Below are 14,965 nucleotides of genomic sequence, written 5' to 3' on the forward strand. Positions count from 1 at the left end.
TAACGCGCAGTATCCTCAACAAATTGTTAACTTCACTCATTGAAATAAGACATTAACTCAATTTGCCTGCTTTCGGAATACATTTTGCATGTATTTTGTAGAAAATATTACACTATGAAATATTATATACCATTACTTATGATAATTTGCTTCGCTTCTTTTTCTGATGCTCAAAATGAATTTGAAAAACAATGGAAAGAAGTGACAAAACTGGAAGATAAAGGGCTTACCAAAAGTGCATCGGATTTAGTTGAAACCATTTATAAAAGTGCCATTAAAACTGAACATACGCAACAGCGCATTAAAGCGCTTTTGCACATCAGTAAGTACATGCTAACGCTTGAAGAAGATGCACAGCTCAAGATCGTTAATCGGTTTAAGTCAGAAATTGATTCTACCGAAGACCTTGTCACCAAACATCTTTTAGAAAATATGTTGGCGACTATGTATTGGCAATATTTTCAGGACAGTCGTTACCAATTTTATAATCGATCTAAAACAACACAAAAAGTTAGCGACGATTTTAGAACATGGGATTTAGAAACTATTTTTAATGAAATCCATATTTATTTTCAACGCTCGCTGGAACATGAAACGCTACTTCAACAAGAATCATTGCGTGATTATACCGTACTCTTAAATGAGCAGGAAAATTCTAAAGACTTTAGACCAACTTTATTTGATGTATTAAGTCATAATGCACTAAGCTTTTATAAAACCGATGAAAACAGCATCACACAACCAGCATATAAATTTACAATAGATAACAAAGCATTTATTGCCGATAGTGACATTTTTATTGAGGTAAATTTAGCATATAAAGACACCTTATCATTACAACGTAATGCCCTGGAAATATATCAAAACTTACTAAGGTTTCATCGTAAAAACCAAATTTCAAAAGCCTTTGTAGATGTAGATATAGAACGTTTAAATTTTGTAAAAGCACATGCTGTTTTTACAGGTGTAGATGATTTACTTCTCAGTACTTTAAAAGGGAAATCAGATCAATTTAAAAGTTCAGATTTATCCACTTTGTATGATTATAAAATTGCTACAATTTATCAAAAGCAAGGTAACTTGTACAATAACAATCTAGGGGACAACGCTATAAATATTAAAAACCGTTGGAAATTAAAAGAAGCTGTAGAACTCTGCAATTTTGTAGTATCTAAATTCCCAAATAGTCTTGGTGCTCAAAAGTGTGAAGCGTTAAAAGCTCAAATCACTGAACCGAGTTTACAAATGCAAGCTGAAGAATTTATAGGGACTAATTCGCCTTCAAAAATCTTAGTGAGTTATAAAAACTTAAAACACTTAAATTTCAAAATTTATAAACTTTCAAAAAGTCAGTTAGACCGTTACAAGACTATTTATCGAGAAAATGAAAGGGAAGCATTTTTTAAAAATCTGAATCGTGTGGAATCGTTTTCGAGTCCATTAAAAACCGAAGGAGATTACCAAAACCATAGTACTGAAATTGTATTGCCGAATTTAACCAACGGATTATACCTTATTAAAGCAGAAACAAATTCTGATGATAGTGTTTATGCGATTGCCCATATCCAAGTTACCGATTTAGCCCTAATTGAAAGCTCTGAAAACGATATTAATATTTACCAAATTATCGACAGACACAACGGAAGTCCTATTACCAATACTACAGCTGAAGTATCTTATTCTAATAACCAAAATGGTAATCAACTAACCAAAACGGTTACCACCGACCGCTATGGAAAATTTGAATTCAGAAAAGATAATAACTATTATAGAAATGTTCAAATAAAAATTATTTCTAAAAACGATATTGGTTATTTTGGAGATTACTACATTAATAACAAACGCTATCAAGATAAAAATAATGATACACAGTATCGAAATTTCTTATTTACGGACCGTAGCATTTACAGACCAGGGCAAACCCTTTATTTTAAAGGTATCGCCACAAAATCTAAAAATGGCAATACTAAAGTTTCAGCTGATGAAGCTGCTAAATTGCGATTGAAAAACGTTAATGGAGAAGTGGTCGGTGAACATTTATTAAAGACAAATGAGTTTGGTTCTGTTCATGGTGAATTTATAATACCAAACGACGGCTTAACTGGAAATTACACTATAGAAATGTTTTCGAACACCTCTAGTTATGCGCAAATCTCGGTTGAAGAATACAAACGTCCAAAATTCAAACCAGAATTTCAACCGATTACTGAAACCTTTAAAATAAATGATAGTATCACGGTAAAAGGAACAGCTATTGCTTTTGCAGGTAGTAATATTACAAATGCAAAGGTGGTTTATCGCGTAAAACGTAATATAAGATTTCCAGGTTGGTATTATTGGAGACGACCATATTTTAATGCTGAACCACAAGAAATCACTTTCGGAAACACCACAACCAATGCTAAAGGCGAGTTCGAAATTACTTTTAAGGCCATTCCAGATGAAAGTGTTGCAAAAGACAACCTGCCTATTTTTAATTATGAAGTTACAGCGGACATTACAGATGTAAATGGCGAAACCCGCTCTACCTCTACTATTGTTAATGTTGGCTATCATGCGATGACTATAAATATTGTTGCACCTCAAAAAATTGACAAAGAAGAAAAGAACATAGAACTCACTTTAAATTCTCAGAATCTTAATGGTGAATTTGTACCAGTAAAAGGACAATTAAAAGTTTATAAGCTGAAAGCACCAGATCGTGTTTTAAGGAAAAGACCGTGGCACGCACCAGATTATCAAACACTTTCAAAAGCCGAATTTATAAAATTATTTCCTCACGAACCTTACGATAACGAAGGTCAATCATCCAATTGGCCAAAGGGAAAGGAAGTTTTTAAATATGAATTCGATACTGAAAAAGAGAAAACTATAACATTTAAAAAGCTAAATAAATGGGAATCTGGTCAGTATATTATTGTTGCGGAAAGCGAAGATAAATTTGGGCAAATTGTAAAAGACCAAATTTTTACATCACTTTTTAGTAGTAAGGACAAAACCGTTACCGATAACCAATTATATGAAGCGCAATTAGACAAAGAGAATTACGACACCAGTACTATGGCAAAACTTTCTTTAGGTTCTGCAGCAAAAAACATAACAGTTACGGTTGAAATTGAAAAGAACGACACAATTATAATGACACAATTGGTTGAACTTAACAATTCTAAAAAAACGATTACAATTCCTGTTTTAGAAAGTGATTTAGGCGGTTTTGTTGTACATACCTCTTTTGCAGCTTTTAACACATTTCAATCCCAAAGTTTTAAAGTTAATGTACCATTTCCTAAATCCGATCTAGAAATTGAAACCACGACATTCCGGGACAAATTACTACCAGGACAAAATGAAACCTGGAGTTTTAAAATAAAAGGTCCTAAAGGAGATAAAGTTTCTGCCGAATTATTAGCAAGTATGTATGATGCGTCTTTAAACGAATTTAGAGTACATAACTGGAACTTCAACCCTATTAATCAACCTATTTACTACGGTTATTACCATAAAAATTCTAGTCAGAGTTTTGGGAATACAAATTTTAGATTGTTTAATGATTTTAATGTTTTAAGCAATTATCCCCATCAGAGTTATGACCATTTAAATTGGTTTGGATTTCATCTTAGTAGTAACTACAATAACTTCTCTCGGTCATTACGAGGAAGAGCATCTGGAGTTGACGTTATGGAGGATGCTATGGTTGAATCTGAGGTCATGGCAATTGCGAATTCAGCAATGGAATCAAATAAACCCTTGAGCTACTCAATTAATTCTGACGAAACAAGGACTTCGAAACAAAAATCGAATCTACAATTAGAAACAGAAAATCGAATGAATGACGATACGTTAAGCATCGATCATAGCCAAATAAGAAAAAACCTTAACGAAACCGCCTTCTTCTTTCCACAATTGCAAACCGATGCAGAAGGCAACGTTAGTTTCAACTTTAAAGCACCAGAAGCTTTAACCAAATGGAAATTGCAATTATTGGCACATACCAAAAATTTAGAAAGTGCGGTGACACAATTAGAAACTGTAACTCAAAAAGAATTGATGGTAATACCAAATGCTCCAAGGTTTTTAAGAGAGGGCGATGAAATTACAATTAGCACTAAAATTGCAAATCTCACAGAAATTGAATTATCTGGTGTTGCGCAATTAGTATTGACAGATGCTGTTAATGGTAAATCACTTGATTCGGAACTTTCTAATAATGATAATAGTTCTAATTTCACGGTAGATGCCAAAGGCAACACGCAAGTCTCTTGGCAATTAAAAATTCCTGAAGGTTTACAGGCTGTCCAATATAAAGTGATTGCAAAAGCTAGAGATCTCAGTGATGGTGAACAAAATGCCTTACCAGTTTTAAGTAATAGAATGATGGTGACGGAAACGCTTCCGATGTGGATTCGTTCTAATCAGACCAAAACATTTACACTAGATAAGTTGAAGAATCAGACTTCGACTACGCTCAATCATCATAAATTAACTTTAGAGATGACCTCAAATCCTGCATGGTATGCGGTTCAAGCGCTGCCCTATTTAATGGAATATCCTTATGAATGTAACGAGCAGACTTTTGCTAAATATTATGCCAATGCTTTGGCACAACATATTGTAAAATCGAACCCTAAAATTGAAGCCGTTTTTAATAATTGGAAAGGAACAGATGCCTTACTTTCAAATTTAGAAAAGAATCAAGAATTGAAATCCTTATTAATACAAGAAACCCCTTGGTTACGTGATGCGGAGTCTGAAACGGAACAGAAAAAACGCATCGCCTTGTTATTCGATCTTAATAAAATGAATAATGAATTGCAATCGGCTGTTCGCAAATTAAAAAACAATCAGCATAGCTCTGGCGCTTGGCCTTGGTTTAATGGTGGGCGCGATAACCGATTTATTACGCAACATATTATTGCCGGATTTGGACATTTAAAACAATTGAATGTCGCCTCGATTTCTGCCAGCGACCATCAACAAATGGTTTATAATGCAATACGATATTTGGATAGTGAATTTATACAAGAGTATAAAGACCTTAGAAAATATGATAAAGATGCTGATCTAAGCAAAGACCACTTATCATATACACAATTACATTATTTATATACTAGAAGCTTTTATCCTGAATTAAAGCCTAGTTCGGAGGTCAAAAAAATTATGGAGTATTATCAAAGTCAGATTCAGAAGTTTTGGTTAAGTCGCTCAATATATGCTAAAGGATTAATGGCATTAACAATGAATAGAATGGATGATTCTAGAACTGCTAGTGAAATCGTAAAATCGCTTAAAGAAAATAGTATTACTTCTGAAGAATTAGGTATGTATTGGAAGGCAAACACCAACTCTTGGCATTGGTACCAAGCACCTATTGAAACGCAAGCCTTAATGGTGGAAGTATTTTCCGAAGTTGGTAATATTATTCAGAGCAAAACGGAGAATCTTAAAGATATCGATAACCTCAAGATTTGGTTACTAAAAAATAAGCAGACCAATAGCTGGAAAACAACCAAAGCTACATCAGAAGCAGTTTATGCTTTATTACTACAAGGAAGTGATTGGCTAAGCGTAACGGAGCAAGTGGAGGTAAAAGTCGGAAACGAAACGATTTCGCCCGAAGCCTTAGACTACGTAAAAGTAGAAGCTGGCACAGGTTATTACAAAACATCTTGGGACAGTTCTGAAATTACATCAGACCAAGCCGAAGTAACGATAACTAAAAAAGGAGAAGGTATTGTTTGGGGTGCATTATACTGGCAATATTTTGAAGACTTAGACAAAATTACTTCAGCAGAATCTCCGTTAAAATTAAGCAAGAAACTATTCTTAAAATCAAATACGGACAAAGGTGAAGAAATCACAGAAATTACATCAGATTCAAAATTAGAAGTTGGTGATTTAATTAGAGTAAGAATTGAACTAAGTACCGATCGAACCATGGAGTTTGTACACCTCAAAGATATGCGAGCGGCTGGTTTAGAACCTATAAATGTATTATCACAATATAAGTGGCAAGATGGTTTAGGATACTATGAAAGTACTAAAGATGCAGCGACCAATTTCTTTATGGACTATTTACCAAAAGGAGTTTACGTGTTTGAATATGATTTACGTGTGAATAATGCTGGGGACATGAGTAATGGTATTAGTACCATTCAGAGTATGTACGCACCTGAGTTTAGTAGCCATAGTGAAGGTATTCGGATTTCGGTGGATTGATTTGTGATTTGCGGTTTATTAAGTTGTACATTAGAAATATGGTACAATATAAAAGAGCTAGAAGAGCAAAACTAGAAGCTTGAGAAAATTAAAATTTAATGCTAAAAGAGCGTAATTATAACCTTGTTCACTGTTTTTCTAAATGTTAGATTATTGTTTTAAATAAGCCTTTACTCCGGCTTCTACCTCCAAATCCACATAATTTTCACTGGGCACAAGTGGGCAAGAATACTTTTCATTATAAACACACATGGGATTATATGCCGTATTAAAATCTATTTGAATCGTATTTCCTTCTGGAATTTCCAAATCAATATATCGCCCACCACCATAGCTCGAAGTACCATTGGTATTATCTAAAAATGGAAGAAAGAGATAGTCTTCAAAATTTTTAGTTTGCATCAGTTCTTCGCCTTGATAAACTTTTAACTGAAATGACTTTCCTTTCAGTTCAAAAGTTAAAATTCCGAAAACACGTTCTTTTGATAAACGATCAGTCGTCGTTTTCATATTAAACCATTGGGTATCTGGGGTACGTTTTAATTCTGCTTTAACAACAAATGTGGAATCATAAGGAAAGAAATCTAAACCTTCGAACGTTTTTAAATCTTTGGGCTTTAATGGAGATTTTGAAGCATCTTTAAAATCTGCATTCATTTTTTTCTGAAACGGAGTTTCATATTTAATTTCTTTCTTACCTTGAGCACAGCTCATTGAAAAAACCACTAAAACTAAAACGAGCGCAAATTTCATTTCAAAGACATTTTAAATATCAAAAATACAACATAACTCCTAATGCCATAAAATTAATAATAGTAAATCGATTGGTACTAATTATAAACGTCATATTAAAATGATTACTATTCGAAAATAGTAATAGTGAGATAGCATTGGCGATTGGTGAATGAACTTTCAATAGAAAATAAAACTGCAATATAATAGAAGTATAAAAATCTTTCCACAACTGTTTCGAAACTCAATTAAAAAGGTATTACTTTTAATACTTAAATTGTGAAATCTAGAATATGGAACTGGCACAATTAGACGACCCATATAGGGATTAGATAAATTTTCAAGCAGGTAAAAATCGTGAAGCATGGCTTGAGAGAATTAATTTAAAGTTATAAATGCAAACATTAGAAAAAGATATTATAATTATAGGAGCCGGACCAATAGGAATTGCCTGCGCATTGGAATGTAAAAAACGAAATTGGGATTATCTAGTTTTAGAAAAAGGCGCCTTAACCAATTCATTATTCAATTATCCATTGAACATGACTTTTTTTTCGACGTCAGAAAAACTGGAAATTAATGAAATTCCTTTTATCAGTAACAACCCCAAACCAACACGCAGTGAGGCTTTAGAATATTACCGAAGAGTAACGACCTCCAATAAACTCAATATTAATCTTTATGAAGAGGTGCAGTCCATTAACAAAACAAATCATCACTTTAAAGTCATTTCGAATACGGCAAATTATATAGCCAAGAAAGTGATTATAGCAACTGGTTTTTATGACATTCCAAACCTGCTCAATGTTCCAGGAGAAGCATTACCGAAAGTGTTTCATTATTATAAAGAAGCGCATCCCTTTACGTTACAAAATATAGCGGTAGTTGGAGCGAGTAATTCATCGGTAGATGCCGCCTTAGAAATTTATAGAAAAGGAGGTAAGGTGACCATGATTGTGAGAGGTGATGCAATTGGTGATCGTGTTAAATATTGGGTAAAACCCGATATTTTGAATCGCATTGAAGAAGGTAGTATAAACGCTTATTTCAATTCTGAAATTATGAAAATAACAGCGACAGAAATCATCATTAATACTCCTAGTGGTGAAAAAACTTTACCCAATGATTACGTGGTGGCCTTAACAGGTTATAGACCGAATTTTAAATTTTTAGCTAATGCGGGTTTACAATTTTCCGAAGACAATAAACATATACCTGAATACAATCCCAAAACGATGGAGTCTAATGTAGATGGACTTTATTTGGCCGGTGTGATTTGCGGTGGAATGGAAACCCATAAATGGTTTATAGAAAATTCTAGAATACATGCTAAATTAATTGCCCATCATATTGAACAGAATCAGAATTAATTACAAGACACAATTGTTTTAATTTAATATACACAGCACCATTCTATAAAATTAGTAAAACCACTTATTTTAAAGGTTTGATTTCACTATGCTTTACGACGTGAGAGAGCACAATTTGAGTTTTGGTTTCTCCATAACTAATTAATTGGTCGATAAAAGATTCAAGGTGTTTTTGATTCTTTAAAACCACTTCCATCACGATATTTTCATTACCTGTAATTCGATAGCAATTTACTACTTCATCATAAGTTTTTACTTTTTCTAAAAATGGTTTTAGCATACCCATAAATGCTCTTAAAGTAATTAGAGCTTTTAGTTGATAACCAGCTTCAAAGGGAGAAACAAATGTTGTGTAGCCCTGAATAATTTCGGCATCTTCCATCTTTTTTATACGTTCGGAAACCGCAGGAGACGTTATACCTATTTGCCTCCCAATGGCGGCACTAGACATACGTGCGTTTTGTTGAAGACATTTTAAAATCTTCCAATTTAAATTATCGATATTCATTTAAAGAAAATAAGTGATAATAACATAATTATTAAAGCAAATATACAAAAATGCTTTAATAACTAAAGAATAAATTAAGTTTTAGTCCTTAAATTCGTATCAATTGCTATTAAAATGATGAATTACAATCTACCGTCCCATTTATCTGATTTGCCTGTGTATCAAAAGGCTATGGATATTATTGTGCTTTCGCGAAGTATTTCTACCTATCTAAATCAGGATTTATCCTATTTGAATGCAGATGGCACTGAAGACAATGACATTTATTTCACAGGTGATATTATTCAACAGTCCTCCAATCTTGCCCCGCAAATCATTAGCGCTCAAAGTGAAAGTTGCTCAGATAAAAAGAGCAAGCACCTCGAAAGTTTGGATCGTTTAACAGCGCGATTATACCGTAACTGTAAACGACTCGAAAAATCGAATAGTAATGGGAGAGATTATTTACCGATTCTTCGTGGTGAGCTTAAAAAGTTTAGAAAATTAAAGCACCATTGGATGATGACGTTGTAAATTTTCATTTCTGTTTAATTAGTTGAGCATTACTCATAAAAGCATTTTGATAGTTCTGTATTTTTGAATTTAGAGCATCTGCAACAATCACAAACTGACATTTACTAAGACTTTCAGATAATCGCAAAATATGATTATAAGCATTATTACGCCCTAAATAATTTGCATCTTCAATAGCAAATAGTTGAATTTCACCTAAATGAATACCATTCAAAAAATAGAGCTTACTTAAACGCGCAGAAGTCGCTATAATTATATCTTGTCCGTAATAGACCTCCTCTTTTTGTTTATCGATATCATATTCGTCGTAGAGCGCATAAACTCTTAAATCTGTTGTAGCTGTAAACCTGTCAAATTCTGCTTTTAAATTTAAAGCATCTTGTTTGTCATTAACAATTACAATCGCTCTCGGAGAATCTTCAAAAGCCTGAGCTTTTAATTTATGAATAACTGCAATAATTAATGCGGTGGTTTTTCCGCTTCCTTTTGGTGCGATGACATAAGCATCTGCCCCACCTTTTAGAATGGGTAGCACCTTTTTCTGAAATGCATTTGAATTGTCAAATCCCGCATTTTCTAGGGATTCTTTTAGTAAAGGATGTAATTTTTTGAAAGACATGTGAATTATTAAAAACATAACTGAATTAATGTCTCAGTTAGTATGAATCAAAGATACTATTAATGACACACTTTACAGTCTGCTTTGTCTTGAATTTCGCCCACTAAATGTCCTTCATCATTCATTTTAAAACCACAACAATCCATAAACCCTTGGGCAATTTTTTTCCTAGCACGCTGAATTTGCGACTTTACGGTTGGTAAGGATAGCTGTAGTTGATTGGCCACATCTTGGTGTTTCATGCCTTTAATATCAGACAAAAACAATGGGTCTCTGTACTTTTTAGGTAAGCTTTTTATGATGCCTCTTAGACAATCTTGTTCGGAGTGCAAGTTTGGTTCGGGTTCTGATTCCACTTCTAGATCTTCAACAACAAATTCTTGTTTATTAATTTTAAAATAATCTAAAAGCGTATACCGCGCCACAGAGAACAACCACGGTTTCAATTTGTCTTTATCTTTTAATGTGTGTAATTTAGTATGCACTTTTATAAAAGTTTCCTGCAAAATATCTTCCGTAATCACAGGGTCTTTCGCTTTACTTAAAATAAAGCGTCTTATATCTTCTGCATAAAATTTCCAAACCTCTTTTGTGGTCATAGCTTAAATTTAATCAAAATCAGTTCGGATACCAATTATGATATCCGAACTAACACTTTTTTAACAATTGCAATTAGCGCATGTACAGTTTATGCAAGTACAATTATTACAATTTCCTTTTGAGCAACCTTCACAGGTGCAATTACATTCTATATTTTTCATAATATCTAATTTTTAAGGTTCATATAATAGACGAGAACATTTCAAAAAAGATGCAAAAAAATGTGATTTATTTTTAAATCGAACTATCCTACCTTAATATTTGCTTCATGAGAAATTGGAAAATTACAAGAATTAGCGATAAAACATAGCGCGTTGGCCTTATCGTGAAGACTTAAAGCTAAGTCCTTTTGGGTCGCATCTTTAATGGTAACCACGGGTCGTAATCTCACAAATTGAAAACTTCCCCTACCCGATGCTAACACTTCTAAATCGCCTTCAGCATAATCACTGTAGCTCAGTACTTCAATATTATGCTGAGAACACACATATAAATAAGACATCATGTGACAAGAGGCTAATGCTGATAGTAATAAATCTTCAGGATTATATAAAGTGTCATCTCCTCTAAAGGTCTTTGCTGCCGACATCGGTATATCAACCACTTTATTGACTATGGTAACTTTATGATTTCTACTAAAAGTTCTTGGGTTACATGTACTGTCTTCAGCGCCAAGGCTCCAACTGACTTTAGCTTTAAAGGTGTGATGTATTGACATACTTTTTTATTGAAAGTAAAAAAAGCGTTTTGAAAACAAAACGCTTTTAATATATTATTTTAAAGATTCTTCAATTTGACCTACGCAAAGACTTCACATTTTTTCATTGAATTAGACCTAAACACTTCACCTTCGCTCAACATAAGCTATTCAAACTCTTTTTCACAAAAAGCCAAAACTGGTTCTCTGCTTACATGTTTCGGCGATATTGCCCACCTACTTCAAATAAGGCAGATGTAATTTGCCCTAACGAACATATTTTACAAACCTCCATCAAGGCTTCAAAAATATTCTCATTATTTATGGCCTTACTTTGTAAATCCTTTAATAATTCGTCTGAATTATGTGCTTCGTGCAGATGCTCTAATGTCTTAATCTGAAATTGTTTCTCAGTCTCAGTAGCTCTAATGACCTCTGCTGGTTGAACCGTTGGCGACCCTTTACTACTCAAAAAAGTATTAACACCAATAATCGGAAAATCACCATTATGCTTAAGCGTTTCGTAATACAAGCTTTCTTCTTGTATTTTACTACGTTGGTACATCGTTTCCATAGCACCAAGCACACCACCTCTTTCCGTGATGCGATCAAACTCTAATAACACAGCTTCTTCTACTAAATCAGTTAACTCTTCAATGATAAATGAACCTTGGATTGGGTTTTCATTTTTAGCCAATCCTAATTCTTTATTAATAATTAATTGAATCGCCATAGCTCTTCTAACCGATTCTTCCGTTGGGGTCGTTATTGCTTCATCATACGCATTTGTGTGTAGAGAATTACAATTATCGTAAATTGCATATAGCGCTTGAAGCGTCGTACGGATATCATTAAAATCAATCTCTTGAGCATGCAAGCTACGTCCTGATGTTTGAATATGATATTTCAACATTTGAGCTCTTGGATTAGCACCATATTTTTGTTTCAAGGCTTTTGACCAAATCTTACGTGCCACACGACCAATTACTGCATATTCTGGATCAATTCCGTTGGAAAAGAAGAAGGATAAATTTGGACCAAATTTATTGATATCCATGCCACGTGACAGGTAGTATTCTACATAAGTGAATCCATTGGATAAAGTCAACGCTAATTGCGTAATTGGATTAGCGCCAGCTTCAGCAATATGATAACCTGAAATTGAAACCGAATAGAAGTTCCGAACATTATTTTCGATGAAATATTCTTGAACATCACCCATTAAACGCAAAGCGAATTCCGTAGAAAAAATACAGGTGTTTTGTGCTTGATCTTCTTTTAAAATATCCGCTTGAACCGTTCCTCTCACTTGAGCAATTGTGTTCTTTTTAATTTCGGCATAAACATCCGAAGGCAAAACTTTATCTCCAGTTACTCCTAAAAGCATTAACCCTAAACCATTGTTACCTTCAGGTAAATCTCCATTATATGTTGGACGTGTTTTCCCTTTGTAAATCGCTTCAATTTTCTTTTCGACTTCTTTTTCTAAGTCATTTTCTTTAATGTAAATTTCGCATTGTTGATCAATAGCTGCATTCATAAAAAAGCCTAACAACATTGGTGCTGGCCCATTTATCGTCATACTCACAGAGGTCATTACATTGGCTAAATCGAATCCTGAATATAACTTTTTAGCATCATCTAAACAACAGATTGAAACACCTGCATTTCCTATTTTACCATAGATATCTGGACGCAAATCTGGATCGTTTCCGTAAAGCGTTACACTATCAAAAGCGGTTGACAGCCGTTTTGCTGGTAAGCCTGCACTAACATAGTGAAAACGTCGGTTGGTACGCTCGGGTCCACCTTCGCCTGCAAACATTCTAGCAGGGTCTTCTCCAGTTCTTTTAAATGGATAAAGTCCGGCTGTATATGGAAATTCACCAGGTACATTTTCTTGCAAACACCATCTTAAAATGTCTCCCCAAGCTTGGTATTTTGGTAATGCAACCTTTGGAATCTGCGTATGAGAAAGCGATTCCGTATGGGTTTCAATTTTAATTTCTTTATCTCTAACTTTAAAGGAATAGATGGGATCTTTATAACGATTTACCTTATCGTCCCAACCTGTTATAATTTCCCAATTATATGGGTCTAAATTTAATTTTATACGGTCGAATTCTTTAATTAAAAGTCCTAAAAATGCTTTTGAGTTTTCATCCTCCACTTGGGCTAAAATTTCTTCTTCATTTAAACCTAACTTTCCAATAAAAGATCTTTCGACGGTTTTCATGGTAACATTACCGACAGAACAAATGGTCTTATAAATTCCATATAATTTTTGAGCCACTTCAACTTGTTCATCGGCGGTTTTATCATAAGCTCTATTATTCTCTGCGATTTCAGATAAATAACGGGTTCTACTCGGTGGAATGACAAAAATCTTCTCGCTCATTTCCTTTGAAATTTCGAAAGTAGATTTTAAATCTGAATCTGCTTTTTCAACCAATTTATCCATAATGGCTTTATACAGCGTATTCATTCCTGGATCATTGAATTGCGAAGCAATAGTGCCGTAAACTGGCAACTCATCTTGTGGAATATCCCAAAGATTATTGTTACGCATGTATTGTTTTTTCACATCGCGAAGTGCGTCTAAAGATCCCCGTTTATCAAATTTGTTGATTGCCACCAAATCGGCAAAATCGAGCATATCTATTTTTTCGAGCTGTGTCGCTGCTCCAAATTCTGGTGTCATTACATAAAGCGAGACATCAGAATGTTCTATAATTTCGGTATCTGATTGACCGATTCCTGAAGTTTCAAGAATAATTAAATCATATTCGGCTGCTTTTAATACCTCAACAGCTTCATTAACATACTTAGACAATGCTAGATTAGATTGACGCGTTGCCAAACTTCGCATATAAACTCTTGGTGAATTGATGGCGTTCATACGAATTCTATCACCAAGAAGTGCTCCACCCGTTTTTCGTTTAGATGGATCTACAGATACTAAACCGACGGTTTTCTCCGGAAAATCGATTAAAAATCGTCGCACCAACTCATCTACTAACGACGATTTTCCTGCTCCACCGGTTCCTGTAATTCCGAGAACTGGTGTATTAGAATTTTTGTTTTTAGTATGAATAGCTTCTAAAGTTTCTTTTGCTACATCAGGAAAATTTTCGGCAGATGAAATCACCCTTGCAATGGCTTTAGGATTTTTTTCGTGAAGTACTTTACCTTCGCCATTCAACTTATCGCCAATTGCAAAATCTGATTGTTGCACCAAATCATTAATCATGCCTTGTAACCCTAGAGCTCTTCCATCGTCTGGAGAATAAATTCTGGTAATTCCATAATCCATTAATTCTTTGATTTCTTCAGGAAGAATAACTCCTCCTCCTCCACCGAAGATTTTAATATGTTCCGCCCCTTTTTCTTTAAGCAAATCATACATGTATTTAAAATACTCGTTATGACCTCCTTGATAAGAAGTCAGAGCTATGGCATTGGCATCTTCTTGGATGGCTGTATTTACAACCTCTTCTACACTTCTGTCGTGACCTAAATGAATCACTTCCACTCCTGTAGATTGAATAATGCGGCGCATAATATTAATGGCAGCATCGTGCCCATCAAAAAGAGATGCGGCGGTTACTATACGTACTTTATGTTTTGGCTTATATGGTGTGGCTTGTTCCATTCGTAAAAATCTTGCTAATTTGAATGGCAAATTTACGGATAATTCAAAAAATTAAAGC

The 14,965-nt window shown here is 34.1% G+C and carries 9 protein-coding genes; 3 read left to right on the forward strand and 6 right to left on the reverse strand.

Annotated features, from left to right (window positions below; genetic code table 11):
- The first annotated feature begins 114 nt into the window (after window positions 1-114).
- Window positions 115-6,216, forward strand: coding sequence for an alpha-2-macroglobulin family protein (locus QMA06_RS08170; RefSeq protein ID WP_290206375.1), 6,102 nt, complete (start codon window positions 115-117; stop codon window positions 6,214-6,216).
- A 150-nt stretch (window positions 6,217-6,366) separates the two neighbouring features.
- On the opposite strand, the gene QMA06_RS08175 is transcribed toward QMA06_RS08170, so the two are convergent.
- Window positions 6,367-6,969 (reverse strand): DUF1684 domain-containing protein, encoded by a 603-nt coding sequence (locus tag QMA06_RS08175; protein ID WP_290206376.1) that lies wholly within the window; start codon window positions 6,967-6,969, stop codon window positions 6,367-6,369.
- 374 nt (window positions 6,970-7,343) lie between these two features.
- Between QMA06_RS08175 and QMA06_RS08180 the strand changes: the two genes are divergently transcribed.
- Window positions 7,344-8,318, forward strand: a complete 975-nt coding sequence (locus QMA06_RS08180; RefSeq protein ID WP_290206377.1) for a YpdA family putative bacillithiol disulfide reductase — start codon at window positions 7,344-7,346, stop codon at window positions 8,316-8,318.
- Between the two features lie 64 nt (window positions 8,319-8,382).
- Here the strand turns inward: QMA06_RS08180 and QMA06_RS08185 are convergent, their stop codons facing one another.
- Complete coding sequence (locus QMA06_RS08185; RefSeq protein ID WP_290206378.1) at window positions 8,383-8,826, reverse strand: Lrp/AsnC family transcriptional regulator; 444 nt, start codon at window positions 8,824-8,826, stop codon at window positions 8,383-8,385.
- Between the two features lie 117 nt (window positions 8,827-8,943).
- Here QMA06_RS08185 and QMA06_RS08190 point away from each other — a divergent pair, with 117 nt between their 5' ends.
- A complete protein-coding gene (locus tag QMA06_RS08190; protein ID WP_290206379.1) occupies window positions 8,944-9,339 on the forward strand; it encodes a hypothetical protein in 396 nt (131 codons plus the stop codon).
- A gap of 4 nt (window positions 9,340-9,343) precedes the next feature.
- On the opposite strand, the gene QMA06_RS08195 is transcribed toward QMA06_RS08190, so the two are convergent.
- From QMA06_RS08195 to QMA06_RS08210, 4 genes are all read right to left on the reverse strand, one after another.
- The gene (locus QMA06_RS08195; protein ID WP_290206380.1) at window positions 9,344-9,958 is read right to left on the reverse strand and encodes a DEAD/DEAH box helicase; all 615 of its coding nucleotides are present in this window, start codon (window positions 9,956-9,958) and stop codon (window positions 9,344-9,346) included.
- A 59-nt stretch (window positions 9,959-10,017) separates the two neighbouring features.
- A complete protein-coding gene (locus tag QMA06_RS08200; protein ID WP_290206381.1) occupies window positions 10,018-10,557 on the reverse strand; it encodes a sigma-70 family RNA polymerase sigma factor in 540 nt (179 codons plus the stop codon).
- Window positions 10,558-10,802: 245 nt separating this feature from the next.
- On the reverse strand, window positions 10,803-11,276 hold the full coding sequence (locus QMA06_RS08205) for an OsmC family protein (protein WP_290206382.1): 474 nt from the start codon (window positions 11,274-11,276) through the stop codon (window positions 10,803-10,805).
- 190 nt (window positions 11,277-11,466) lie between these two features.
- Window positions 11,467-14,907, reverse strand: coding sequence for a methylmalonyl-CoA mutase family protein (locus tag QMA06_RS08210; RefSeq protein WP_290206383.1), 3,441 nt, complete (start codon window positions 14,905-14,907; stop codon window positions 11,467-11,469).
- Window positions 14,908-14,965: the final 58 nt, after the last annotated feature.

The organism is Winogradskyella bathintestinalis (genome assembly GCF_030407435.1).
In the GTDB taxonomy this organism is placed as follows: Bacteria; Bacteroidota; Bacteroidia; order Flavobacteriales; family Flavobacteriaceae; genus Winogradskyella; species Winogradskyella bathintestinalis.